31 protein-coding genes are annotated in these 22,398 nt (G+C 34.1%); 25 read left to right on the top strand and 6 right to left on the bottom strand.

What is annotated here, in order from left to right; genetic code table 11:
- The first annotated feature begins 1 nt into the window (after nucleotide 1).
- The 23 genes from rplV to rplQ all read left to right on the top strand — a co-directional run bounded on the left by rplV (nucleotide 2) and on the right by rplQ (nucleotide 11,144).
- Nucleotides 2–400: a 50S ribosomal protein L22 gene (rplV, locus tag CHRY9293_RS02960; protein WP_048510874.1), complete on the top strand. Its 399-nt coding sequence runs from the start codon at nucleotides 2–4 to the stop codon at nucleotides 398–400.
- A 7-nt stretch (nucleotides 401–407) separates the two neighbouring features.
- Nucleotides 408–1,163: a 30S ribosomal protein S3 gene (gene rpsC, locus CHRY9293_RS02955; protein ID WP_122634892.1), complete on the top strand. Its 756-nt coding sequence runs from the start codon at nucleotides 408–410 to the stop codon at nucleotides 1,161–1,163.
- Nucleotides 1,164–1,260: 97 nt separating this feature from the next.
- A complete protein-coding gene (gene rplP / locus CHRY9293_RS02950) occupies nucleotides 1,261–1,686 on the top strand; it encodes a 50S ribosomal protein L16 (protein ID WP_122634891.1) in 426 nt (141 codons plus the stop codon).
- Nucleotides 1,687–1,698: 12 nt separating this feature from the next.
- A complete protein-coding gene (gene rpmC / locus CHRY9293_RS02945; protein WP_122545926.1) occupies nucleotides 1,699–1,884 on the top strand; it encodes a 50S ribosomal protein L29 in 186 nt (61 codons plus the stop codon).
- Nucleotides 1,885–1,896: 12 nt separating this feature from the next.
- Complete coding sequence (gene rpsQ / locus CHRY9293_RS02940; RefSeq protein ID WP_027381310.1) at nucleotides 1,897–2,151, top strand: 30S ribosomal protein S17; 255 nt, start codon at nucleotides 1,897–1,899, stop codon at nucleotides 2,149–2,151.
- Nucleotides 2,152–2,153: 2 nt separating this feature from the next.
- On the top strand, nucleotides 2,154–2,522 hold the full coding sequence (gene rplN, locus CHRY9293_RS02935) for a 50S ribosomal protein L14 (RefSeq protein ID WP_007839504.1): 369 nt from the start codon (nucleotides 2,154–2,156) through the stop codon (nucleotides 2,520–2,522).
- A gap of 21 nt (nucleotides 2,523–2,543) precedes the next feature.
- A complete protein-coding gene (gene rplX / locus CHRY9293_RS02930) occupies nucleotides 2,544–2,870 on the top strand; it encodes a 50S ribosomal protein L24 (protein WP_122545927.1) in 327 nt (108 codons plus the stop codon).
- Between the two features lie 13 nt (nucleotides 2,871–2,883).
- The gene (rplE, locus tag CHRY9293_RS02925) at nucleotides 2,884–3,435 is read left to right on the top strand and encodes a 50S ribosomal protein L5 (RefSeq protein ID WP_042720937.1); all 552 of its coding nucleotides are present in this window, start codon (nucleotides 2,884–2,886) and stop codon (nucleotides 3,433–3,435) included.
- 3 nt (nucleotides 3,436–3,438) lie between these two features.
- A complete protein-coding gene (gene rpsN / locus CHRY9293_RS02920) occupies nucleotides 3,439–3,708 on the top strand; it encodes a 30S ribosomal protein S14 (RefSeq protein ID WP_121462208.1) in 270 nt (89 codons plus the stop codon).
- 148 nt (nucleotides 3,709–3,856) lie between these two features.
- Nucleotides 3,857–4,255 (top strand): 30S ribosomal protein S8, encoded by a 399-nt coding sequence (rpsH, locus tag CHRY9293_RS02915; RefSeq protein ID WP_162031527.1) that lies wholly within the window; start codon nucleotides 3,857–3,859, stop codon nucleotides 4,253–4,255.
- A gap of 17 nt (nucleotides 4,256–4,272) precedes the next feature.
- Entirely contained in the window at nucleotides 4,273–4,818 is a 546-nt protein-coding gene (gene rplF / locus CHRY9293_RS02910) for a 50S ribosomal protein L6 (protein ID WP_122545928.1), read from the top strand.
- Between the two features lie 14 nt (nucleotides 4,819–4,832).
- On the top strand, nucleotides 4,833–5,186 hold the full coding sequence (rplR, locus tag CHRY9293_RS02905) for a 50S ribosomal protein L18 (RefSeq protein WP_162031526.1): 354 nt from the start codon (nucleotides 4,833–4,835) through the stop codon (nucleotides 5,184–5,186).
- Nucleotides 5,187–5,206: 20 nt separating this feature from the next.
- On the top strand, nucleotides 5,207–5,728 hold the full coding sequence (gene rpsE, locus CHRY9293_RS02900) for a 30S ribosomal protein S5 (RefSeq protein WP_047401284.1): 522 nt from the start codon (nucleotides 5,207–5,209) through the stop codon (nucleotides 5,726–5,728).
- Between the two features lie 11 nt (nucleotides 5,729–5,739).
- Nucleotides 5,740–5,916, top strand: a complete 177-nt coding sequence (rpmD, locus tag CHRY9293_RS02895) for a 50S ribosomal protein L30 (RefSeq protein ID WP_007839493.1) — start codon at nucleotides 5,740–5,742, stop codon at nucleotides 5,914–5,916.
- A 19-nt stretch (nucleotides 5,917–5,935) separates the two neighbouring features.
- A complete protein-coding gene (gene rplO / locus CHRY9293_RS02890; RefSeq protein ID WP_122545930.1) occupies nucleotides 5,936–6,385 on the top strand; it encodes a 50S ribosomal protein L15 in 450 nt (149 codons plus the stop codon).
- A 9-nt stretch (nucleotides 6,386–6,394) separates the two neighbouring features.
- Nucleotides 6,395–7,774, top strand: coding sequence for a preprotein translocase subunit SecY (gene secY / locus CHRY9293_RS02885; protein WP_122634890.1), 1,380 nt, complete (start codon nucleotides 6,395–6,397; stop codon nucleotides 7,772–7,774).
- Nucleotides 7,775–7,777: 3 nt separating this feature from the next.
- Nucleotides 7,778–7,993: a translation initiation factor IF-1 gene (gene infA, locus CHRY9293_RS02880; protein ID WP_089793277.1), complete on the top strand. Its 216-nt coding sequence runs from the start codon at nucleotides 7,778–7,780 to the stop codon at nucleotides 7,991–7,993.
- A 63-nt stretch (nucleotides 7,994–8,056) separates the two neighbouring features.
- On the top strand, nucleotides 8,057–8,173 hold the full coding sequence (gene rpmJ / locus CHRY9293_RS02875) for a 50S ribosomal protein L36 (RefSeq protein ID WP_007839480.1): 117 nt from the start codon (nucleotides 8,057–8,059) through the stop codon (nucleotides 8,171–8,173).
- 9 nt (nucleotides 8,174–8,182) lie between these two features.
- Nucleotides 8,183–8,560 (top strand): 30S ribosomal protein S13, encoded by a 378-nt coding sequence (gene rpsM, locus CHRY9293_RS02870; RefSeq protein WP_002983260.1) that lies wholly within the window; start codon nucleotides 8,183–8,185, stop codon nucleotides 8,558–8,560.
- 12 nt (nucleotides 8,561–8,572) lie between these two features.
- The gene (gene rpsK, locus CHRY9293_RS02865) at nucleotides 8,573–8,962 is read left to right on the top strand and encodes a 30S ribosomal protein S11 (protein WP_034694697.1); all 390 of its coding nucleotides are present in this window, start codon (nucleotides 8,573–8,575) and stop codon (nucleotides 8,960–8,962) included.
- 19 nt (nucleotides 8,963–8,981) lie between these two features.
- The gene (rpsD, locus tag CHRY9293_RS02860; protein ID WP_122545932.1) at nucleotides 8,982–9,590 is read left to right on the top strand and encodes a 30S ribosomal protein S4; all 609 of its coding nucleotides are present in this window, start codon (nucleotides 8,982–8,984) and stop codon (nucleotides 9,588–9,590) included.
- Between the two features lie 33 nt (nucleotides 9,591–9,623).
- The gene (locus CHRY9293_RS02855; protein WP_122545933.1) at nucleotides 9,624–10,619 is read left to right on the top strand and encodes a DNA-directed RNA polymerase subunit alpha; all 996 of its coding nucleotides are present in this window, start codon (nucleotides 9,624–9,626) and stop codon (nucleotides 10,617–10,619) included.
- Between the two features lie 6 nt (nucleotides 10,620–10,625).
- Complete coding sequence (gene rplQ / locus CHRY9293_RS02850; protein WP_162031525.1) at nucleotides 10,626–11,144, top strand: 50S ribosomal protein L17; 519 nt, start codon at nucleotides 10,626–10,628, stop codon at nucleotides 11,142–11,144.
- A gap of 56 nt (nucleotides 11,145–11,200) precedes the next feature.
- On the opposite strand, the gene CHRY9293_RS02845 is transcribed toward rplQ, so the two are convergent.
- Nucleotides 11,201–11,626 (bottom strand): hypothetical protein, encoded by a 426-nt coding sequence (locus CHRY9293_RS02845; RefSeq protein ID WP_162031524.1) that lies wholly within the window; start codon nucleotides 11,624–11,626, stop codon nucleotides 11,201–11,203.
- A gap of 149 nt (nucleotides 11,627–11,775) precedes the next feature.
- Between CHRY9293_RS02845 and eno the strand changes: the two genes are divergently transcribed.
- Nucleotides 11,776–13,068: a phosphopyruvate hydratase gene (gene eno, locus CHRY9293_RS02840; RefSeq protein ID WP_162031523.1), complete on the top strand. Its 1,293-nt coding sequence runs from the start codon at nucleotides 11,776–11,778 to the stop codon at nucleotides 13,066–13,068.
- Nucleotides 13,069–13,149: 81 nt separating this feature from the next.
- Entirely contained in the window at nucleotides 13,150–14,436 is a 1,287-nt protein-coding gene (locus CHRY9293_RS02835; protein WP_162031522.1) for a citrate synthase, read from the top strand.
- Nucleotides 14,437–14,585: 149 nt separating this feature from the next.
- Here the strand turns inward: CHRY9293_RS02835 and CHRY9293_RS02830 are convergent, their stop codons facing one another.
- The 5 genes from CHRY9293_RS02830 to CHRY9293_RS02810 form a co-directional block, all read right to left on the bottom strand.
- Nucleotides 14,586–15,578, bottom strand: coding sequence for a phosphatidylinositol-specific phospholipase C (locus CHRY9293_RS02830; RefSeq protein ID WP_162031521.1), 993 nt, complete (start codon nucleotides 15,576–15,578; stop codon nucleotides 14,586–14,588).
- Between the two features lie 53 nt (nucleotides 15,579–15,631).
- A complete protein-coding gene (locus CHRY9293_RS02825; protein WP_162031520.1) occupies nucleotides 15,632–17,248 on the bottom strand; it encodes a thiol-activated cytolysin family protein in 1,617 nt (538 codons plus the stop codon).
- A 6-nt stretch (nucleotides 17,249–17,254) separates the two neighbouring features.
- On the bottom strand, nucleotides 17,255–18,841 hold the full coding sequence (locus tag CHRY9293_RS02820; protein ID WP_162031519.1) for a thiol-activated cytolysin family protein: 1,587 nt from the start codon (nucleotides 18,839–18,841) through the stop codon (nucleotides 17,255–17,257).
- Between the two features lie 112 nt (nucleotides 18,842–18,953).
- Entirely contained in the window at nucleotides 18,954–20,558 is a 1,605-nt protein-coding gene (locus CHRY9293_RS02815) for a thiol-activated cytolysin family protein (RefSeq protein ID WP_162031518.1), read from the bottom strand.
- 242 nt (nucleotides 20,559–20,800) lie between these two features.
- Nucleotides 20,801–22,396, bottom strand: a complete 1,596-nt coding sequence (locus tag CHRY9293_RS02810; protein WP_162031517.1) for a thiol-activated cytolysin family protein — start codon at nucleotides 22,394–22,396, stop codon at nucleotides 20,801–20,803.
- Nucleotides 22,397–22,398 lie beyond the last annotated feature (2 nt).

The raw sequence follows: 22,398 nt of genomic DNA, 5'->3' as shown, positions 1-22,398 counted from the left end.
CATGGGATCAAGAAAACAAGATAGTTCAATCGCAAGAAAAGAAGCTAACAAAGACGTTGTAAAAGCTTCATTAAATGACTGCCCATCATCTCCAAGAAAAATGAGATTAGTTGCTGATATCATTAGAGGAGAGCAGGTAGATAAAGCTCTTTATATCCTAAAATATTCTAAAAAAGAAGCATCTAACAAGTTAGAAAAATTACTTCTTTCTGCTATGGCAAACTGGCAGACTAAAAACGAAGGTGCGGATATCGAAGAAGCAAACCTTATCGTTAAAGAAATCTTCGTGGATAGTGCAAGACAATTGAAGAGACTAAGACCAGCTCCACAAGGTAGAGGGTATAGAATCAGAAAAAGATCTAACCACGTTACATTAATCTTAGGTAATAAAGAAAATTAATCAAGGTATGGGACAGAAGACAAATCCAATTGGTAACAGATTAGGTATCATCAGAGGATGGGATTCTAACTGGTTTGGTGGAAACGATTATGGAGACAGAATCGCTGAAGACTACAAAATCAGAAGATACCTTGAGGCTAGATTATCTAAAGGTGGGATTTCAAGAATTTACATTGAAAGAACATTAAAATTAGTAACAGTTACTATCACTACTGCTAGACCGGGACTTATCATCGGTAAAGGAGGTCAGGAGGTTGATAAATTAAAAGAAGAGTTGAAGAAATTGACTAAAAAGGATATTCAAATCAACATTTTCGAAATCAAAAGACCTGAGCTAGATGCAGTACTAGTTGCTGATAGCATTGCTAAGCAAATTGAAAATAGAATTTCTTACAGAAGAGCTGTTAAAATGGCGATGGCAGGTACAATGAGAATGGGTGCAGAAGGTATCAAAGTTCAAATCTCTGGTAGATTAAACGGAGCTGAAATGGCAAGATCAGAATCTTTCAAAGACGGAAGAATTCCATTGTCTACTTTCAGAGCAGATATCGATTACCATATCGGTGAAGCACTTACTCAGTACGGAAAGCTAGGTGTAAAAGTTTGGATCATGAAAGGTGAAGTTTATGGTAAAAGAGAACTTTCTCCATTAGTGGGACAACAGAAAAAAGGAGGTCAGTCAGATAGAGGAAACAACAGAGGAGGAGACAGAGACAACAGAAGACCTAGAAAGAACAATAACAATAATAACAATAATAATTAAAAATTTTAGATAGAAATTTTGAATTTTAAATTACCGTTACTTTTTTAAAATAAAAAAAATCTAAAATCTAAAATCTAAAATCTAAAATTTAGAAATTATGTTACAACCAAAAAGAACCAAGTTCCGTAGAGTTCATAAGATGAAGATGAAGGGGATTGCACAAAGAGGTAGTCAACTTGCTTATGGAACTTTTGGAATCAAGGCGACAGAAGGTGCTTGGATCACTGCAAGACAAATTGAAGCTGCACGTATCGCTGCGACAAGATATATGAAGAGAGAAGGTCAACTATGGATTAAAATTTTCCCGGATAAGCCAATTACTAAAAAACCAGCGGAAGTACGTATGGGTAAAGGTAAAGGGGCTGTGGAATATTGGGTAGCTGTAGTAAAACCAGGTAAAATTATGTTCGAAATCGGAGGCGTACCTTACGATATCGCTAAGGAAGCATTAAGACTTGCTGCTCAAAAACTACCTGTAGTTACTAAATTCGTAGTTGCTAACGATTTTGTTAAACCTCTATAATCTTTGAATACAATGAAAAAAGCTGATATTAAAAATTTAAGCGCAGGGGAAATTCAAGCTCAATTAGCTGATGTTAAAGCTCAATATTCAAAAATGAAATTGGCTCACAAAATCAGCCCACTTGAAAACCCAATTCAAATCAAAGATTTGAGAAAAACGATCGCAAGACTAAATACTGAGTTAACTAACAAACAATAATTTCATTTTACAATGGATAGAAATTTAAGAAAAGAAAGAATCGGAGTGGTTTCCAGCAATAAAATGGAAAAGACCATTGTTGTTAGTGAAACGATGAGAATGAAGCATCCGATGTACGGTAAATTCGTATTGAAAACGAAGAAATATACTGCACACGACGAGAACAACGAATGCAACGAAGGAGATACAGTTCTTATTCAAGAAACTAGACCTTTGAGCAAAAATAAGAGATGGAGATTAGTAAGAATCATTGAAAAAGCTAAGTAATAATGTTACAAACAGAATCAAGATTAAAAGTTGCTGATAACACAGGTGCTAAAGAAGTATTAGTTATCAGAGTTCTGGGAGGAACCAGAAGAAGATATGCTTCAGTTGGTGATAAAATCGTTGTTACTATCAAAGATTCTACACCATCAGGAAATGCTAAAAAAGGTCAGGTATCTAAAGCTGTAGTAGTAAGAACAAAAAAAGCAGTGAGAAGAAAGGATGGTTCATACATCAAATTTGAAGACAATGCTTGTGTATTACTAAATGCAGCAGGAGAAATGAGAGGAACTCGTGTTTTTGGACCTGTTGCTCGTGAGTTGAGAGACAAAGAATATATGAAAATCATTTCATTAGCTCCTGAAGTACTTTAATTTTTAAAATTTTAAAGAAAAATGTCAAAGTTAAAAATAAAAAGAGGAGATAACGTAATCATTACCACTGGTAAAAAAGATATCAAAGGTAAGACTGGTGAAGTTATTGAAGTGATTAAAAAAGAAGGAAAAGACCCTAGAGTTATCGTTGCAGGACTTAACATCGTTAAAAAACACGTTAAGCCTTCAGCTTCAAATCCTCAAGGAGGAATCACAGAAAAAGAAGCTTCTATTCATATCTCAAATATAGCTTTAGTTGGTAAAGACGGAAAAGCGATCAAAGTAGGTTATAAAACTGAAGGAGATAAGAAAGTAAGATTTGATAAAAAAACGGGTGAAACTTTATAATTTTAAATAACACATGGAATATATAGCAAGACCCAAAAAAGCATATAAAGAAACGATTGTTCCTGCAATGATGGAAGAGTTCGGGTACAAATCAGTAATGCAAGTGCCTAGGTTAGAAAAAATCATTTTATCTCAAGGATTAGGTGATGCTACTGCAGACAAAAAGATCATCGATTATGCTGTTGAAGAATTAACAAATATCACTGGTCAGAAGGCTGTAGGTACTATCTCTAAGAAAGATGAAGCTGCTTTCAAATTAAGAAAAGGTATGCCTGTAGGAGCTAAAGTTACCCTAAGAGCGCATAAAATGTATGAATTCTTAGATAGACTTACTTCTTCTGCATTGCCACGTATTAGAGATTTCTCTGGTATTAAAGCTGATGGTTTTGACGGTAGAGGTAACTATAACTTAGGGATCACTGAGCAGATCATTTTCCCTGAAATAGTAATCGACAAAGTGAAAAAAATCCAAGGGATGGACATCACTTTTGTTACCACTGCGAAAACAGATAAAGAAGCTAAAGCATTATTAACTCACTTCGGTTTACCATTTAAAAAGAACTAAGAAATGGCTAAAGAATCAATGAAAGCGCGTGAGCGCAAAAGAGAAGCACTAGTTGCTAAATATGCTGCGAAAAGACAAGCTTTAAAAGAAGCAGGTGATTACGAAGCATTACAAAAACTTCCAAAAAACGCTTCTCCTGTAAGATTACATAACAGATGTAAATTGACAGGGAGACCAAGAGGATATATGAGAACGTTCGGAATTTCCAGAGTAACTTTTAGAGAAATGGCTAATAACGGACTTATCCCAGGAGTTAAAAAAGCTAGTTGGTAATAATTACTAATTAAAATCGGAACAATTAAGTTGTTTAGATACTAAAGTTTACAAAATATCAGACCTAAGATTTTCTAAAGTCTGGTATTTTATTCTTCAAGTCTTTTCAAAACTGATTGTTCTTTAACCAATAATTTATACAAGAAAAATGGTAACAGATCCAATTTCAGATTTCCTAACAAGAGTAAGGAACGCACAAAGCGCAGGCCACAAAGTGGTGGAAATTCCTGCATCGAAAATCAAAAAGGAGATTACAAAGATCTTATTTGACCAAGGGTATATCTTAAACTTCAAGTTTGAAGATAACGCTGTTCAAGGTACGATCAAAATCGCTTTAAAGTACGATAAACAAACTAACAAGCCTGCTATTAAGTCTATTCAAAGAGCTTCAAGACCAGGTTTGAGACAGTACAAAGGTTCAACTGAACTTCCAAGAGTACTAAACGGTTTGGGTATTTCTATCATCTCGACTTCTAAAGGAGTAATGACTGACAAGAAAGCTAGAGAAGAGAAAGTAGGCGGTGAAGTAATCTGCTATGTTTATTAATTTTTAATCAAAGGAAAATGTCAAGAATTGGTAAAGCAATTATAACAATTCCTGCAGGAGTTACAATCACTGAAAATAATGGTGTAGTAACTGCAAAAGGTCCAAAAGGAGAGCTTTCTCAGGAGCTTACAGCGGGAATTACTTTAGAACAAAAAGATGGAGAACTGAATGTAAACAGACCATCTGATTCTAAACAACACAAAGCGCTTCACGGTCTATATAGAGCGTTGATCAACAATATGATTGTTGGTGTTGCAGAAGGTTTCGAAAAGAAACTAGAACTAGTAGGGGTAGGATACAGAGCTTCTCACTCAGGTCAAAAACTTGAGCTAGCTTTAGGATTCTCTCATGGTATCGTATTAGAACTTCCTGGTGAAGTAAAGGTGGATACATTGACTGAAAAAGGTAAAAATCCAATTATTACTTTAACGTCTCATGATAAACAACTTTTGGGGATGGTTACTGCAAAGATCCGTTCTTTCAGAAAGCCTGAGCCATATAAAGGAAAAGGTGTAAGATTCGTTGGTGAAAATGTTAGACGTAAAGCTGGTAAATCTGCTTAATAAATTATAAGAAAATGGCATTAAGTAAATTAGAAAAAAGAATTAGAATCAAAAGAAGAGTAAGAGGGAAAATCTCTGGATCTTCTGAATTGCCAAGATTATCTGTATATAAAAGTAATAAGGAAATTTACGCTCAGTTAATCGATGATAACAGTGGAAAAACTTTAGCATCTGCTTCTTCTAGAGAGAAAGGGGTTGAGGCTAACGGGACTAAAACTGAAATTTCTGCTGCTGTAGGTAAGGCTATTGCTGCTAAAGCGAAAGCTGCAGGAATCGAAAATATAGTGTTTGATAGAAACGGTTTCGTATATCACGGAAGAGTTAAGGCTCTAGCTGATGGTGCGAGAGAAGGTGGACTTAAATTCTAATCATAAAAAATTTCGGAAATATGTTAGGACTAGATAATATAGAAAGAGTAAAACCGGGAGGATTAGAACTTAAAGATCGTCTCGTAGCTGTTAACAGAGTAACAAAAGTAACTAAAGGTGGTAGAGCTTTCGGATTCTCTGCTATCGTAGTTGTAGGTAACGAAGATGGAGTTATCGGTTACGGACTAGGAAAGTCTAAAGAGGTGGCTTCTGCAATTGCTAAAGCGGTTGAAGACGCGAAGAAAAATCTTGTGAAAGTTCCTGTGATGAACCATACAATTCCTCACCAGACTACTGCTAGATATGGAGGTGCAGATATCTTCTTAAGACCTGCTTCTCATGGTACAGGGCTTATCGCAGGAGGTGCGGTAAGAGCGGTACTAGAATCTGCTGGTATTCATGATATCCTTTCAAAATCTAAAGGATCTTCTAACCCTCACAATGTGGTGAAAGCAACTTTCAAAGCATTATTGGATATTAGAAGACCTGAAGAGATTGCAAGAATGAGGGGAGTTTCTCTAAGTAAAGTGTTTAACGGTTAATATATAAAACAATGGCAACAATCAAAGTAAAGCAAGTAAGAAGCGCTATTGGAAGAACAAAAACCCAAAAGAGAACGCTTGAAGCATTAGGATTTAAGAAACTTCACCAAGTTGTAGAACACGAAGCGACTCCTTCTATCTTAGGAATGATAGCTGCAGTTAGTCATTTACTTGAAGTTCAAAAATAATTTTTAAACAAAATTTAAAATGAATTTAAATAATATAAAGCCTGCTGCAGGTTCTACTTTTAATTCTAAAAGAATTGGTAGAGGACAAGGTAGTGGAAAAGGAGGTACTGCTACGAAAGGGCATAAAGGACAGAAAGCAAGAGCTGGTTATTCTCAAAAAATCGGTTTTGAAGGAGGTCAGATGCCTTTACAAAGAAGATTACCTAAATTCGGATTCAAAAACGTAAACAGAAAAGAGTTTAGAGCGATCAACCTAGATTCTATCCAAACTTTAATAGAAAATAAATCTATCACTGGAGATATTACTAAAGAAGTTTTGATTGCAAATGGTTTAGCTACTAAAAATGAATTAGTGAAGATTATGGGTAGAGGAGAGTTGAAATCTGCGGTTTCAATCTCTGCTGACAAATTCACTAAGTCTGCTGAGGAGCTTATCGCTAAAGCAGGTGGAAAAGCAATTACCATATAATACTTAATAATGAAAGAATTTATACAAACCTTAAAAAATATTTGGAGCTTAAAGGAACTTAGAGAGAAAATACTCTTTACTTTAGGTATAATCCTTGTGTATAGATTCGCATCTTATATCTCATTACCCGCAATTAATCTTGCAGAGGTAGGGGATCTCTTAGAGCATTATAAAAATCAAGGCGGTAACAAGCAAGGAGCAGGTCTCCTTGGCTTGCTTTCGTCGTTTACAGGGGGGGCGTTTAGTCATGCTTCTGTAATGGCGTTAGGTATCATGCCTTATATTTCTGCTTCTATTATTGTTCAGTTGATGGGAATGGCTATTCCTTATCTTCAGAAGCTTCAGAAGGATGGAGAGTCAGGTAGAAATACATTGAATCAAATTACAAGATGGTTAACTATTGGAGTTTGTTTAGTACAGGCACCTTCTTATTTAACTTCTATTACTCAATTATTTTTACCATATGCTCAATTCCAATCTGCATATTATGTAGAGCCCAATTCTATTATGTTCTGGTTACCAAGTATTGTAATTTTGGTTGCTGGTTCAGTATTTGCGATGTGGTTAGGTGAAAAGATTACTGACAAAGGTATTGGAAATGGTATCTCTATTCTTATTATGGTAGGGATCCTTTCAAGATTACCTGAAGCATTCGTACAAGAAATGGCAGTGCAGAACGGAAAAGGAGGAATGGGATCTATTATGATCCTTATTGAAGTGTTATTTTGGATGTTGGTGGTTCTTCTGGCAGTTATACTATCAGTTGCTGTTAGAAAAATCCCTATTCAATATGTAAGCAGAGCTCAAGCAAGAGGAGGTGTAAATAGAAATCTTATGCAAGGAGCAAGACAGTGGATTCCATTGAAAGTTAATGCTGCTGGTGTAATGCCAATTATCTTTGCTCAGGCATTGATGTTCGTACCAGGACTATTAACAAAAGTAGATGAGTCTAACACTTTTCTTGCTGGTTTCAAGAATGTATTTAGTTGGCAATACAATGTATTGTTTGCACTATTAATTATTATCTTCTCATTCTTTTATACTGCGATTACAATTCCGGTAAACCAAATGGCTGATGATTTGAAGAGAAATGGAGGCTTAGTACCTAAAGTAAGACCGGGTAAAGAGACCGCTGATTATTTAGACGATATTTTATCAAAAATTACCTTGCCTGGTGCAATATTTTTATCTATCTTTGCAGTCCTTCCAGCAATTGTGCATGGAAGCTTTGTTCAGACAGATGCGTTCGCTCTATTTTTTGGAGGGACATCATTATTGATTATGGTTGGAGTAATTTTAGATACTGTTCAACAGATTAATACATATCTGCTGAACCATCATTATGATGGCTTAATGCAGTCTAAATTATCAAGAACGACTGGATATTAATTTATGGCGAAACAAAAACATATTGAACAAGACGGCGTGATTGTGGAGGCACTTTCGAATGCCATGTTCCGTGTAGAGCTAGAAAATGGGCATGTACTTATTGCTCATATTTCTGGTAAAATGAGAATGCATTATATTAAACTTTTACCTGGAGATAAGGTGAAATTAGAAATGTCTCCCTATGATTTAACGAAAGGGAGAATTACATTTAGATATTAATACAACTGCCAAATGGAATAAATATTCCATTTGGCTATTGTTGAAAAAATAAATACTATCAAAATGAAAGTTAGAGCATCAATTAAAAAAAGAAGCGCTGATTGCAAAATTGTACGCAGAAAAGGTGTACTTTTTGTGATCAACAAGAAGAACCCAAAATTTAAACAAAGACAAGGCTAAAATTAAATTATGGCGAGAATTGCAGGTATTGATTTACCAAAAAACAAAAGAGGCGTTATCGGTTTAACTTATATCTACGGAGTAGGAAGAAGTACATCTTCTGAAATCCTTAAGGCTGCCGGTATCAGCGAAGATAAGAAAGTCAACGAATGGAATGACGATGAATTGGCTGCAATTAGAACTTACATCTCTGAAAATGTTAAAGTGGAAGGAGAGCTTAGATCTGAAGTGCAATTGAACATCAAAAGATTGATGGACATAGGATGCCAACGAGGAATACGTCACAGACTAGGATTACCTTTAAGAGGCCAGAGAACGAAGAATAACTCTAGAACCCGTAAAGGAAAGAGAAAAACTGTTGCTAACAAGAAAAAAGCAAGTAAATAATCGTTAGGAATTATGGCAAAACAAACTAAAGTAGTTAAAAAAAGAAAAGTAAAAGTAGAGGCTATTGGTGAAGCTCACATCCAAGCGTCTTTTAATAATATTATTATTTCTTTGACAAATAAAAACGGAGAAGTAATTTCTTGGGCATCTGCCGGTAAAATGGGATTCAGAGGATCTAAAAAGAATACTCCTTTTGCTGCTCAAATGGCGGCTGAAAATTGCTCTGCTGTAGCTCATGAAGCAGGATTAAGAAGAGTTAAGGTGTTTGTAAAAGGTCCAGGAGCAGGTAGAGAATCTGCTATTAGATCTATTCACAATTCAGGAATTGAAGTTAGTGAAATCGTTGATGTGACTCCTATGCCACACAATGGTTGTAGACCACCAAAAAGAAGAAGAGTTTAATTTTTAGAATTTACCCATTATGGCAAGATATATTGGACCTAAAACTAAGATTGCTAGAAAATTTGGTGCTGCAATCTACGGAGATGATAAAAACTTCGAAAAAAGAAAGAACCAACCGCCAGGACAACATGGACCTAATAAAAGAAGAGGTGCTAAGAAGTCTGAATATGCTGTTCAGTTGGCAGAAAAGCAAAAAGCTAAATATACGTATGGTATTTTAGAAAGACAGTTTGCTAATTTATTTGATAAAGCACACAGAAGCAAAGGTGTAACAGGGGAAGTTTTATTACAACTTTGTGAGTCTAGATTAGATAACGTAGTTTATAGATTAGGTTTTGCTAAAACAAGATCTGCTGCTAGACAATTGGTTTCTCACAGACATATTACAGTGAATGGAGAAATCTTAAACATTCCATCTTATTTACTTAAAGTAGGAGATGTAATTGCGGTAAGAGAAAAATCTAAATCTCTTGAAGTAGTTACAAATTCACTAGCTTCTAAGTCAAATTATGAATGGTTACAATTCAACGATGAGAAGAAAGAAGGTACTTTCGTTTCTGCTCCTGAGAGAATCCAAATTCCGGAAGATATCAAGGAACAGCTTATCGTCGAACTTTACTCTAAATAATTTTTTAATCAAATTTTTGCTCAACCCAATAATATGGCAATTTTACAATTCATAAAACCCGATAAAGTAATTTTACTTAACTCTGATGAATTTAAAGGTCAATTCGAATTTAGACCTCTAGAACCAGGTTTCGGGCTTACAATCGGTAATGCTTTGAGAAGAGTGTTGCTTTCTTCTCTGGAAGGATACGCTATTTCATCTATCAAAATTGAAGGTGTAGAGCACGAATTTTCAACCATTCCAGGAGTAATCGAAGATGTTACCGAAATCATTCTTAACCTTAAACAGGTAAGATTAAAAGCTGTAGCAGAAAACCAAGCTAATGAGCAGGTAGTTGCTAAGGTTTCGGGCCAAACGATTATTACTGCAGGAGATTTAGGAAAATCAATCAATGGATTTGAAATACTTAATCCAGACCTTGTAATTTGTAACCTAAACTCTGATGTAACTTTTGAAATTACTTTCAATATTGAAAAAGGTAGAGGGTATGTTCCTTCGGAACAAAATAAATCAAATAATGCACCAGTTGGTACCATTGCTATTGATTCTATTTTCACCCCAATTAAGAAAGTTCAGTACAGTATTGAAAATTATCGTGTAGAGCAAAAAACAGACTACGAAAAACTTGTATTAGATATAGAAACTGATGGTTCAATCAGTCCTCAAAATGCTTTAACAGAAGCTTCTAAGATATTAATTTATCACTTTATGCTATTCTCGGATGAGAGAATAACGCTAGAAACAGAGGCTGTAAAAGCATCTATTCAATACGATGAAGAAACGCTTCATACAAGACAATTGCTTAAATCAAAATTAGCAGATATGGATCTCTCAGTAAGAGCATTAAATTGCTTAAAGGCTGCAGAAGTCGAAACTCTTGGAGAGCTTGTTTCTTACAGTAAGTCTGATTTGATGAAATTCAGAAATTTTGGTAAAAAATCTTTGACAGAACTAGAAGAATTAGTGCATTCAAAAGGTCTTAACTTCGGTTTCGACGTTGCAAAATATAAGTTAGACGCTGATAAATAATTAATAATGAGACACGGTAAAAAATTCAATCACTTAGGAAGAACAGCCTCTCATAGAAGTGCTTTACTTTCTAATATGGCTTGTTCTCTAATTGAGCATAAAAGAATCAACACTACTGTAGCTAAAGCGAAAGCTTTAAGAGTATATGTTGAACCTCTATTAACAAAAGCAAAAGAAGATACTACACACAATAGAAGAATAGTTTTTTCATATCTTCAAAATAAACAAGCAGTTACAGAATTATTCAGAACAGTAGCTCCTAAAATCGCTGAAAGAAATGGCGGTTATACAAGAATCATCAAGACTGGTTTCAGACCAGGGGATGCTGCTGATACTGCACTTATAGAGTTAGTAGACTTTAATGAGCTTTATAATCCTAATGCTGAAGAGAAAAAAGCTACAAGAAGAAGTAGAAGATCTACAACAGCTAAAAAAGCTGAAACTGTAGTAGCTGATGCTCCTAAAGTAGAAGAAAAAATAGAAGAGCCTAAGGCTAATTCTACTGAAGAGAAAACTGAAGAATAATATTCATTCAGATATAAATATAAAACCGTTCAGAGAAACTGAACGGTTTTTGTTATTTAGATTTTTGTTCTTTTTAATGGTATAATATTATCACCTTGTTCTAGATAGAGGCTATCTCCTTTTACGCGTGCTGTCATGTCATCTTTTTTATAGATTATTTCGTCGTTTTTAGTAGTCGTTTTTTCTAAGGTAAAGGTTTTTTTATTGCTTGTGATGGCCACAGTACTTTCTTTGGGATCATTTTTAAAGACAACTTTTACAAGTGTGCCATCTGTTGCTTTATATACGTAATTTGTTTTTTCAGTTTTTTTACCATTTACTTCAATAGTAGTTGAGCTTAGTGTGCTGGAGTCAATTTTTCCATTATTATTTACTACTGATGTTTCTGATGAGTTCTTAATGATTACCTCTTTATTGCCTTCATTTTTGCACGCAATTATAAATAGTGAAACACATAGAATTGAAGTACTTTTTTTAAGCATAATTAACAAATTTTTAGTGTTATTATTTAATATTATTTTGGATATAAAATTAACTAAAATTTAACTCAAGACAACTTTAAATACTAGACATTCTTTAGGTAAAAAAGTTAAAATTGATTAAATTTGTCTGAACTATAAATAAAAGAACAATGAGTTACATTTCTTACATAGAAGCAAGACAAATTTTGGATTCCAGAGGAAATCCTACGATTGAAGTAGATGTATTTACAGAAAATGGTGCAATGGGTCGTGCGGCTGTACCTTCGGGAGCCTCTACAGGAGAACATGAAGCAGTCGAATTGCGTGATGGTGGTTCGGAATACATGGGGAAAGGCGTGTTGAAAGCAGTTGAAAATGTAAGAGAAGTAATTGCTCCTGAATTGGTAGGGCTTCCTGTTTTTGATCAAAATTTTCTAGATCAGATTATGATTGATTTAGATGGAACAAATAATAAAGGAAAATTAGGGGCTAATGCTATTTTAGGTGTTTCTTTAGCAGCAGCAAAAGCGGCAGCAAATGAACTAAAAATGCCTTTATATAAATATGTGGGTGGAGTTAACGCAAATACTCTTCCGGTTCCTATGATGAATGTAATCAATGGGGGTTCTCATTCGGATGCACCGATTGCATTCCAGGAATTTATGGTGATGCCTGTAAAAGCAGACTCTTTTTCTCATGCTTTGAGAAAAGGAACAGAAATTTTCCACAACCTTAAATCTATTCTTCATTCAAGAGGATTATCGACAGCGGTTGGTGACGAAGGAGGTTTTGCTCCCACTTTTACGGGGACTGAAGACGCTTTGGATACTTTACTTCAAGCGATTGAAAAGGCAGGTTACAAACCAGGCGATGATATTATGATCGCATTAGATTGTGCTGCTTCAGAATTCTATAAAGACGGGATTTATGATTACAGAAAATTCCAGACAGAAGATGCTGCACAATTTACAAGCAGTGAGCAGGTTTCTTATTTAGCTGAATTGGCAGCCAAATATCCAATCATCTCTATCGAAGATGGAATGCAAGAAAATGATTGGGAAGGTTGGAAAATGCTTACAGATAAAATTGGAGATAGAGTTCAGTTAGTGGGGGACGATTTGTTTGTAACCAATGTGGAAAGGTTATCAAAAGGGGTAAAAGAAGGAATTGCTAATTCAATTCTTGTGAAAGTAAATCAAATTGGTTCTCTTTCTGAAACAATGGCAGCTGTTCAAATGGCTCAACATAATAAGTTTACTTCGGTTATGTCTCATAGGTCAGGAGAGACAGAGGATGCTACCATTGCTGATTTAGCAGTTGCTATGAACTGTGGCCAAATAAAAACAGGTTCAGCTTCAAGATCAGATAGAATGGCTAAGTATAATCAACTATTGAGAATAGAGGAAGCCTTAGGTGAAACTGCAGTTTTCCCTGGGTTGGACGCTTTTAAAATAAAGAGATAATTGAATTTATAAATGATGGCAAGCAATATTTTTTGTTTGCCCTATTTTATGGAAAGTAGTATATTTAGAAAAAAATAAATAATGTCAGACAACAAAGTAATATTGAATTACGCAGGTAGTTCATATGAATATCCAATCGTGGATAGTACTATCGGAGACAGAGGAATCGATATTTCAAAATTAAGAGACCAAACTGGTTTAATTACACTGGATTTAGGTTACAAAAATACAGGAGCTACACTTAGTGAAATCACTTACTTAGATGGTGATAAAGGAGAATTGTTTTATAGAGGGTATCCAATCGAGCAGATTGCAGAAAAATCCAACTTTACAGAGGTAATGTATCTTTTATTACACGGTGGCTTACCTACTCAAAGTCAGTATACTTCTTTTGAAAATAACATTAAAAAATATAATTTCGTAGCAGAGGAGATGAAAAAAATCATTGATGCTTTTCCTCGTTCTGCTCATCCTATGGGTGTTTTATCTTCTTTAACTTCTGCATTGACGGCTTTTAATCCTAAAGCTGTTAATGTAAACTCTAAAGAAGAGATGGATCATGCTGCAGAGTTAATGATTGCTAAATTTGCTCATCTTTGTGCTTGGACTTATAGAAAAACCCAAGGCTTACCACTTAATCATGGAGATAATAGCTTAAACTATGTAGAGAATTTCTATAAAATGACATTCAGAATGCCGAACCAGGAGTTTGAAATTGATCCTGTGGTTGTTCAGGCTTTGGATAAACTATTAATTCTACATGCTGATCATGAGCAAAATTGTTCAACCTCGACCGTGAGAATGGTGGGATCTGCTCATACTGGGCTTTTCGCATCTATTTCTTCTGGGGTTTCAGCGCTTTGGGGACCTCTTCATGGTGGGGCAAACCAGGCTGTAATTGAAATGCTTGAGTTGATTGAAAAGGATGGAGGAGATGTTGCTAAATATGTTGCAAAAGCAAAAGATAAGAATGATAACTTCCGTTTGATGGGCTTTGGACATAGAGTTTATAAAAACTTTGATCCAAGAGCGAAAATTATTAAAAAGGCTGCAGATGATATTCTTAATGCTTTAGGTATTCAAGATAAGGCTCTTGATATAGCCATGCAATTAGAAAGAGTAGCTCTTGAAGATGATTATTTTGTAGAAAGAAAATTATATCCAAATGTAGACTTCTATTCTGGAATTATCTATAGAGCATTGGGAATTCCTACTGAGATGTTTACAGTAATGTTTGCTTTGGGAAGACTTCCAGGATGGATTTCACAATGGAAAGAAATGAGATTGAAAGGAGATCCTATTGGAAGACCAAGACAAGTTTATCAAGGAGCTCAAAAAAGAGATTATATTGATATTGCAAACAGATAGATAATACATTACATTCATCTTGATGAATGATACTATAAAAGTCCCAGATTATTTTAATAATCTGGGGCTTTTTTTATTTAAATGGATACTATACAAACTTTTTAATATCCATTTAAAATGAAGATAAGTGAATATTTTATATATAAAGCTTATTTGAAATTAGAGTTAATCACTGGGAAAGTATAGTTTGCTTCTGCAAAATCCATTATGCAAACCCCATTATTCTTCTTGGTAGATGTATTAAAATAATCTTTAACCTTAGGATTGATGTAATCGCTAACAGTTTTAATATTAGGTATATAAAGGATGTTCTTTTTTATACCACTTGTAAAATTAAGATACATGGCAGAAGTAGAATAAGAGGAAGAAGCATTTAAAAATTGATTTTCTACTAATTCCCATTTGTTACTCAAATTATCTATATTGTAATAATCTTGGATAGTAAAAGAGGATAGATTATTATAAATTGTAAAATCCCCCTTGTAATTATCGACCCATCCAGAGTTTGCATCGTAACCAACTTTTGAAGTATTTGAAAATCTTTTAATGATAATAACTTTTCCTCTTACTTCTTTTATAGATGGAAAAATTTTATTGTCTTTGTATACAAGACTTCCTAACTCACCTGCTAAGTATTCTTCAAAAACTTTGGCAAATTGATTTGTATTATCTTTTTTCAAATCTTCCTTTTTTATTGAAAGTAGAATAAATTCTGATGGATTATTTTGTAAAAACTCTTTTATTGATTTTACAACATTTTCAAATTTCAAATTTTGATTAATAGGTCCATGATATATTGCAAAGCTATTATCACTCACTTTACAACGGATGTCTAAAAATCTTATACCAATATTAAGTTGTTCCTTAATGGTTAGGTTTTGGGTTTTTGCCGTATATGAAGGTCCTACTACTGGATCATGCAATGCTCCTGAATCATGAGTGCCAGGAATGGATATTTGTGTAATATTTTTACTATCAGGAATATTACTCATCCAATTGTTTAAATATATGGAGATCGTTTTCTTTTCCATAGATCGATGAGAGTCATTTTTTACTAATAGCTCATCATCATTATTCAAATCATTTGAGTTACACGAGCATACTACTGAAATACCTAGTATTAAGGCGATAAAATTTTTCATATTGTTTATAGATTTTTATCCTGTTATGCAATTTATGAATGCATTCTGCGAATTTAGGGCTTAAAATTAATGTTTTTTTTCTTTATTTCAATTTTAAGAGTATTATGGGGTAGGTCTTTTGATCCTTCTAATTGGGCAGAAACACCTCCATTAATGCCATCTTCATCGAAGATGGTATATGCGGTAGCCGTTGCCATATTTTTATAATTTTCAAAAAGAGTTAATACCCCATTCATTCCCATAAAGTGCCTACGGTAAGTTATTTTAGCGCTTGAGGCGGTATTTTTGAATTTAATATGATCAGAAATCTTTCCGTTATTAAGATCAATTTTTGTTAAAGGACTTCCTTTATATGTAAATTCCATGAAATTCGTACTGAAAGGGAATTCAATGCTTTCTCCACTGGAAAGATAATACACACTATTATTGGTATTGCCAACTGTGTCGATAAGGATTGGAAGTGTTGTATAATCAATATTTTTCAATACCAGCTTATATTCATTTTTTGGACAGTTTTTATATGATATTATATCTTCTACTTTTACTGTAGCAGGTAGATTAGATTTTATATTCACAGCGGTATATTCAATAGGATATCCTGGATTTATTTTTGAAGCTTCGGCACCTGTGGTTACAAAGTTTCTTACTGCATCAAAACTACCTGCTAAAGTACTGATTGAGGCTTCTAATCCTGCGGTGGCACTTCCTCCAAGCTGTTTTACATATACTCTCGCATTTTGTAGTGTTGCTGCATACTCTAATTTTTGTGCTGTTGTTATAGAAGCTGCTGGATTTTTGTAAGCAAAATTAAGCGCTTGTTCTATTTTAGCTTCACTTTCATCAGATTCATAAACAAGAGTATATAATCTACCGTAAGTAACGGTTGAAATATACACTGGAGGATTATCGGGTGTGATATATGGATCTAGCTGTTCCTGAGGATAACTACTTTTTATCCATCCATCATTCCCCTTTAACCCTGTTTTTGAATTTACAGAAACCTGAAAAAATTTTTGCTTTAATGTTACTGCGTAATAGCTTTTGTTTTTATTAAAATTAATACCGAATGTGAAACCTCCGTCTAGTCCTATCATTCCAGTATATCCTATATTAAGAGCCATTTGCAGTTGTTTACTGCTGAATGTTCTTTGAATATCAATACTGTAGTTAGCCGGAAAATAAGTTCCAGAATCATAATATCCATTAATTATTTCACTTAATGCAATTTGAACTTTTCCTGGTGTAGGACTTTCGATCATCTTAGAACTAGGAACAGTAGAGTTGGAAGAGAATGCGTCCACTTTTACTTCAATGGGATTACGTCCCTCATCCCCAATGGGAATAGTAGCCATTTGTCCTGTTTTAATCGTTTGACCTTGTATAATATTGCCAGGCCACATCAATTCTGCTCCGGTACCAAGCCTTGTAAAACTATCAAATGTTTTTTCTTGTTTTTCAGTAATCTCTTCACAATTTGGATAGTCTTTATGGAGAGTTCCGGAATGATGGTTGCTTATTTTTGTTTTGATCAATTGGGTAGCAGGGCCATCATAAATACTGCTTTGTTGTAATGTAATCTGCTCATAATTATTTTTTTCTAGCATAGTCTCATCATTACAGCTGTATAATAAAGCAGTTAGCAAAATTGGTGTTAAAAGTTTCAGTTTCATTTTAAGTTATTTTCTTTTGACTTCAATTGTAAGAGAATTATTTGTTAAATCTTTTGTAGTTATCAATTGAGCTGCAGGTCCGTTATTAATACCATTTTCATCATTTACGGTATTTGTTTTTACGGTGGCTATATCACGGTAGTATTCAAAAAGGTTATCAATCATTTCACTTAGCTGACCTTTGTAATAAATATAATTAGGTTTGAAGTGAATATTATCAGAAAATATATTACCGTTGTTAAGATCAATTTTTTCTAAAGGGCTTCCATTATAAGTAAACTGCATAGAATTAGTGTCATAAGGAAATGAAATACTCTCTCCCTTGGGAAGATAATATACACTTTGACTTTGGCTATCCATGGTTTTGAATAATAAAGGAAGAGTGGTGTAATTTGTATTTTTTAAAATAAGTTTATATCCATTTTCAGTACAGTTTTTATAAACTATTTGGTCTTCTACTTTTATGGTAACAGGAAGATTAGAGCTTATATTTACTGCAGTATATTCTATTGGATATCCAGGATTTGTTTTTGACGCTTCCGAACCAGCGATCACAAAGTTTCTTACTGAATCAAAATTACCAGCGAGCGTACTCATAGATGCCTCTAATCCAGCAGTAGCATTTCCTCCCAGTTGTTTTACATATACTCTTGCATTTTGTAATGTTGCTGCAAATTCTGATTTTTGAGATGCTGTAATAGAAGCTATTGGATTTTTATAGGCAAAATTAAGAGCTTGCTCTAATTTAGCTGCGCTTTCATTTGATTCATAAACGAGAGTGTATAATCTACCATAAGTAACGGTTGAAATATATACAGGAGGATTATCAGATTTAATATATGGATCTATCTGTGATTGAGGATAGCTACTTTTGATCCATCCGTCATTGCCTTTTAATCCTATTTTTGAATTCACGGAAACTTGGAAGAATTTCTGCTTCAGTGTTACAGCGTAATAGCTTTTGTTTTTATTGAAATTAATTCCAAAGCTAGTTCCTCCGTCTAATCCCATTGTTCCGGTATATCCTATATTAAGAGCCATTTGTAATTGTTTACTACTGAAGGCTCTTTGAACATCAATACTGTAATTAGCTGGGAAATTGGTTCCTGAATCATAATAACCATTGATAATCTGACCTAATGCATTTTGAACCTTACCAGGTGTTGGGTTTTCGATAGTTTTAGAACTAGGGATGGTAGAGCTGGAAGAGAAAGCATCCACTTTTACTTCAATGGGGTTACGTCCTTCATCACCAATAGGTATGGTTGCCATTTGTCCTGTTTTAATGGTTTTACCTTGGATGATATTTCCAGGCCACATTAATTCGGCACCAGCACCAAGCCTAGTGAAGTTATCAAATGTTTTTTCTTGCTTTTCAGTAATATCTTCACAGTTCGAAGTAGCATTTTTATTGGCAGAACTGGATGTGTTGCTATTTATTTTTGTTTTAATTAATTGGGTAGCAGGCCCATCATAAATGTTAGTTTGTTGTAGTGAATTTTGATCATAATAGTTCTGTTCTAAAGTTTGGTCGTCATTACAGCTGTATAATAAAGCCGTAAGTAAAATTGCTGTCGAAAGTTTTAAGTTCATTTTAATGTAAGTGTGTTTTTATTTTACTATTTGATTTTTTTATAAATAGAGAACCCATATTGTATTAGTATACAGCTATGGGCTCTCAGAGCTAAAATGTAATTATTAAGTATTACTTTTTTTTGATTTCAATTTTAAGTGTATTGTTAGCTGCATCTTTTGTTGCTTCAAGTTTAGCAGCTCCTCCTCCATTAATCCCATCTTCATCAATAATAGTATATGCCAATGTTTTGGATATATCTTTATAGTTTTCAAAAAGAAGTTTTATGCTATTTTGAAAAAGCATATGTTTTTTATACGTTATTGATCCTAAAGGCATTTCGCTTCCTTCATTAAATGAGATATCATCAGAAGAATCTCCATTATTAAGATCAATGCTTTTTATAGGGCTTCCTTTATAAGTAAATTGCATTAGATTACTGTTGTATGGGAGTTCAATGCTTTCTCCAGAGGTAAGATGATATGTACTATGATTAGGATTATCTATTGTTTTAAAAAGAATAGGTAGTGGGGTATAGTCAGCATTTTTTAGAATAAGTTTATATGTATTATCTATACAGTTTTTATAGGTTACCTGATCTTCTACTTTTATGGTAACGGGAAGATTTGATCCAATATTAACTGCAGTATATTCGATAGGATATCCAGGGTTTGTTTTTGATGCTTCTGCGCCAGTAACGACAAAGTCTCTTACAGAATCAAAGTTTCCTGCTAGAGTACTCATTGATGATTCTAAACCTGCTGTAGCACTTCCTCCCAGTTGTTTTACATATACTCTTGCATTTTGTAATGTAGATGCATACTCTGCTTTTTGAGAAGCAGTAATGGAAGCAGCCGGATTTTTATAAGCAAAATTGAGTGCTTGTTCAATTTTCGTAGCATTTTCTTCAGATTCATAAACAAGTGTATATAGCCTGCCATATGTTACTGTTGATATGTAGATTGCTGGATTATCAGATTTTATATATGGATCCAGTTGTGATTTTGGATAATCACTTTTAATCCATCCATCATTTCCTTTTAATCCTGTTTTTGAATTCACTGAAACCTGGAAGAATTTCTGCTTCAATGTGACAGCGTAATAGTTTTTATTTTTATTAAAATTAATTCCAAAGCTAGTTCCTCCATCAAGGCCTACGGTACCTGTGTATCCTATATTAAGGGCCATCTGGAGTTGTTTACTGCTGAATGTTCTTTGTATATCAATACTATAGTTAGCTGGAAACTTAGTTCCGGAGTCATAATAACTATTGATGATTTCACCTAAAGCAATTTGCACTTTTCCTGGTGTAGGACTTTCTATAAGTTTAGAGCTTGGAACAGTGGAACTTGAAGAGAAGGCATCTACTTTTACTTCAATTGGATTTCTTCCTTGGTCACTGATAGGAATAGTAGCTACTTGCCCTGTTTTAATGGTCTTGCCTTGGATAATATTTCCAGGCCACATCAATTCGGCACCCGTTCCGAGCCTTGTAAAGCTGTCAAAAGTTTTCTCTTGGTGTTCGGTGATGTCTTCACAATTCGTAGCATTTTTATTGGCAGAGCTTGATAGGTTATTATTTACCTTTGTTATGATTAGCTTGCTAGCAGGTCCGTTGTATATACTGGCTTGCTTTAGCGAGTGTTGATCATTGTTGTTTTCATCCAAACTCTGTTCATTATTACAGCTGTATAATAATGTTGTTAGTAAAATCGCTGTCGAAAGTTTTAATTTCATTTTAAAAGTGTTTATTTTTTATGTTGATAGTTGTTTATTTAATTTTCTTTTTCATATTAAGTTAATGATTGATTTGATGTTTTGTTTTTTTATATAAACCTCATACTTGCCTATGCTACTATGGCAAGTATGAGGAGTGTTGAAGTGAATATGTGTTTAGTTGTCATGAAAAGATTTATCTTACATACTTTTCAAAACGATCCTACACTTGAGTGCTTGCACCTATCTCTATTTATAGAGGATTATTTCTTTTTGATTTCAATTCTGAGCGCATTATTAGCAATATCTTTTGTTGCCTCAAGTTTTGCTGGTGCTCCACCATTAATACCATCTTCATCTATCATATTATAAGCGTTAGCAAGAGCTAAGTCTTTATAATTGTTGACTAGCATGTTATTGGAAAGGAAGTTTTTATGATAAGAAATGGATGGGTGGTAGTTAGGATCTGAACCATTGAATTCCAAGTCATCAGATATTCCATCATTGTTAAGATCGATTTTGTTAATCGGGCTTCCTTTATAAGTGAATTCCATGAAATTTATATTATATGGGAATTCGATAGTTTCTCCACTTGCAAGATAATATACATCGTTACTAGGGTTATCAGATGTTTTGATAATTATAGGTAGAGTAGCATAATCTACATTTTTTAAAATGAGTTTATATCCGTTGTCGGTGCAGTTTTTATAGGTTATTTGTTCTGTTAGCTTTACTGTAACAGGAAGATTAGACCCTATATTTACAGCAGTGTATTCAATAGGATATCCAGGATTTGTTTTTGAAGCTTCTGCACCAGTAACGATAAAGTTTCTAACGGAATCAAAACTACCTGCTAGGGTACTCATGGATGCTTCTAGACCTGCTGTAGCACTTCCTCCAAGTTGTTTTACATATACTCTTGCATTCTGTAAGGTCGATGAATATTCAGCCTTCTGAGATGCTGTTATAGATGCTGCAGGGTTTTTATACGCAAAATTAAGAGCCTGTTCCACTTTCGTAGCACTTTCTTCAGATTCATAAACAAGAGTATATAATCTACCATACGTTACTGTTGAAACATATACAGGAGGATTATCCGATTTGATATATGGATCTAGCTGTGATTGAGGATAGCTACTTTTGATCCATCCGTCATTACCTTTTAATCCTGTTTTTGAATTCACAGAAACTTGAAAGAATTTCTGCTTTAATGTTACAGCGTAATAGCTTTTGGTTTTATTGAAATTAATTCCAAAGTTAGCCCCTCCATCTAATCCGGTAGTTCCGGTATATCCTATATTAAGAGCCATTTGCAGTTGTTTATTACTGAATGTTCTTTGGATATCCACGCTATAGTTAGCTGGGAAATTAGTCCCTGAATCATAATATCCATTGATAATTTCACCTAATGCGTTTTGAACTTTTCCTGGAGTAGGATTTTCAATAACTTTAGAACTAGGAACAGTAGAACTCGAAGAGAAAGCGTCCACTTTTACTTCAATTGGATTTCTTCCCTGGTCACCAATTGGAATAGTGGCCATTTGTCCTGTTTTAATCGTTTTACCTTGGATGATGTTACCTGGCCACATTAATTCTGCGCCTGTACCTAATCTTGTAAAGCTATCAAATGTCTTTTCTTGATTTTCAGTAATATCTTCACAGTTTGTAGTACTTGGACTTGCGGAGCCGGATAAATTGTTGTTTATTTTTGTTTTGATTAATTGAGTAGCGGGACCATCATATATATTTGCTTGTTTTAACAAATTCTGATCATAATTGTTCTCTTCTAAAGTTTGGTCGTCATTACAGCTGTATAGTAGGGCTGTAAGTAAAATTGCTGTTGAAAGTTTTAATTTCATTG

It is taken from the genome of Chryseobacterium potabilaquae (assembly GCF_902728265.1).
Lineage (GTDB): Bacteria > Bacteroidota > Bacteroidia > Flavobacteriales > Weeksellaceae > Chryseobacterium > Chryseobacterium potabilaquae.
The sequence above is the reverse complement of the archived record's forward strand: the minus strand, read 5'-3'. Positions and strand labels throughout refer to the sequence as shown.

What these genes read in the sequence shown, in the direction of transcription:
- rplV (WP_048510874.1), top strand. Translation starts at nt 2, where the DNA reads ATGGGATCAAGAAAACAAGATAGTTCAATCGCAAGAAAAGAAGCTAAC.
- rpsC (WP_122634892.1), top strand. Translation starts at nt 408, where the DNA reads ATGGGACAGAAGACAAATCCAATTGGTAACAGATTAGGTATCATCAGA.
- rplP (WP_122634891.1), top strand. Translation starts at nt 1,261, where the DNA reads ATGTTACAACCAAAAAGAACCAAGTTCCGTAGAGTTCATAAGATGAAG.
- rpmC (WP_122545926.1), top strand. Translation starts at nt 1,699, where the DNA reads ATGAAAAAAGCTGATATTAAAAATTTAAGCGCAGGGGAAATTCAAGCT.
- rpsQ (WP_027381310.1), top strand. Translation starts at nt 1,897, where the DNA reads ATGGATAGAAATTTAAGAAAAGAAAGAATCGGAGTGGTTTCCAGCAAT.
- rplN (WP_007839504.1), top strand. Translation starts at nt 2,154, where the DNA reads ATGTTACAAACAGAATCAAGATTAAAAGTTGCTGATAACACAGGTGCT.
- rplX (WP_122545927.1), top strand. Translation starts at nt 2,544, where the DNA reads ATGTCAAAGTTAAAAATAAAAAGAGGAGATAACGTAATCATTACCACT.
- rplE (WP_042720937.1), top strand. Translation starts at nt 2,884, where the DNA reads ATGGAATATATAGCAAGACCCAAAAAAGCATATAAAGAAACGATTGTT.
- rpsN (WP_121462208.1), top strand. Translation starts at nt 3,439, where the DNA reads ATGGCTAAAGAATCAATGAAAGCGCGTGAGCGCAAAAGAGAAGCACTA.
- rpsH (WP_162031527.1), top strand. Translation starts at nt 3,857, where the DNA reads ATGGTAACAGATCCAATTTCAGATTTCCTAACAAGAGTAAGGAACGCA.
- rplF (WP_122545928.1), top strand. Translation starts at nt 4,273, where the DNA reads ATGTCAAGAATTGGTAAAGCAATTATAACAATTCCTGCAGGAGTTACA.
- rplR (WP_162031526.1), top strand. Translation starts at nt 4,833, where the DNA reads ATGGCATTAAGTAAATTAGAAAAAAGAATTAGAATCAAAAGAAGAGTA.
- rpsE (WP_047401284.1), top strand. Translation starts at nt 5,207, where the DNA reads ATGTTAGGACTAGATAATATAGAAAGAGTAAAACCGGGAGGATTAGAA.
- rpmD (WP_007839493.1), top strand. Translation starts at nt 5,740, where the DNA reads ATGGCAACAATCAAAGTAAAGCAAGTAAGAAGCGCTATTGGAAGAACA.
- rplO (WP_122545930.1), top strand. Translation starts at nt 5,936, where the DNA reads ATGAATTTAAATAATATAAAGCCTGCTGCAGGTTCTACTTTTAATTCT.
- secY (WP_122634890.1), top strand. Translation starts at nt 6,395, where the DNA reads ATGAAAGAATTTATACAAACCTTAAAAAATATTTGGAGCTTAAAGGAA.
- infA (WP_089793277.1), top strand. Translation starts at nt 7,778, where the DNA reads ATGGCGAAACAAAAACATATTGAACAAGACGGCGTGATTGTGGAGGCA.
- rpmJ (WP_007839480.1), top strand. Translation starts at nt 8,057, where the DNA reads ATGAAAGTTAGAGCATCAATTAAAAAAAGAAGCGCTGATTGCAAAATT.
- rpsM (WP_002983260.1), top strand. Translation starts at nt 8,183, where the DNA reads ATGGCGAGAATTGCAGGTATTGATTTACCAAAAAACAAAAGAGGCGTT.
- rpsK (WP_034694697.1), top strand. Translation starts at nt 8,573, where the DNA reads ATGGCAAAACAAACTAAAGTAGTTAAAAAAAGAAAAGTAAAAGTAGAG.
- rpsD (WP_122545932.1), top strand. Translation starts at nt 8,982, where the DNA reads ATGGCAAGATATATTGGACCTAAAACTAAGATTGCTAGAAAATTTGGT.
- CHRY9293_RS02855 (WP_122545933.1), top strand. Translation starts at nt 9,624, where the DNA reads ATGGCAATTTTACAATTCATAAAACCCGATAAAGTAATTTTACTTAAC.
- rplQ (WP_162031525.1), top strand. Translation starts at nt 10,626, where the DNA reads ATGAGACACGGTAAAAAATTCAATCACTTAGGAAGAACAGCCTCTCAT.
- CHRY9293_RS02845 (WP_162031524.1), bottom strand. Translation starts at nt 11,626, where the DNA reads ATGCTTAAAAAAAGTACTTCAATTCTATGTGTTTCACTATTTATAATT.
- eno (WP_162031523.1), top strand. Translation starts at nt 11,776, where the DNA reads ATGAGTTACATTTCTTACATAGAAGCAAGACAAATTTTGGATTCCAGA.
- CHRY9293_RS02835 (WP_162031522.1), top strand. Translation starts at nt 13,150, where the DNA reads ATGTCAGACAACAAAGTAATATTGAATTACGCAGGTAGTTCATATGAA.
- CHRY9293_RS02830 (WP_162031521.1), bottom strand. Translation starts at nt 15,578, where the DNA reads ATGAAAAATTTTATCGCCTTAATACTAGGTATTTCAGTAGTATGCTCG.
- CHRY9293_RS02825 (WP_162031520.1), bottom strand. Translation starts at nt 17,248, where the DNA reads ATGAAACTGAAACTTTTAACACCAATTTTGCTAACTGCTTTATTATAC.
- CHRY9293_RS02820 (WP_162031519.1), bottom strand. Translation starts at nt 18,841, where the DNA reads ATGAACTTAAAACTTTCGACAGCAATTTTACTTACGGCTTTATTATAC.
- CHRY9293_RS02815 (WP_162031518.1), bottom strand. Translation starts at nt 20,558, where the DNA reads ATGAAATTAAAACTTTCGACAGCGATTTTACTAACAACATTATTATAC.
- CHRY9293_RS02810 (WP_162031517.1), bottom strand. Translation starts at nt 22,396, where the DNA reads ATGAAATTAAAACTTTCAACAGCAATTTTACTTACAGCCCTACTATAC.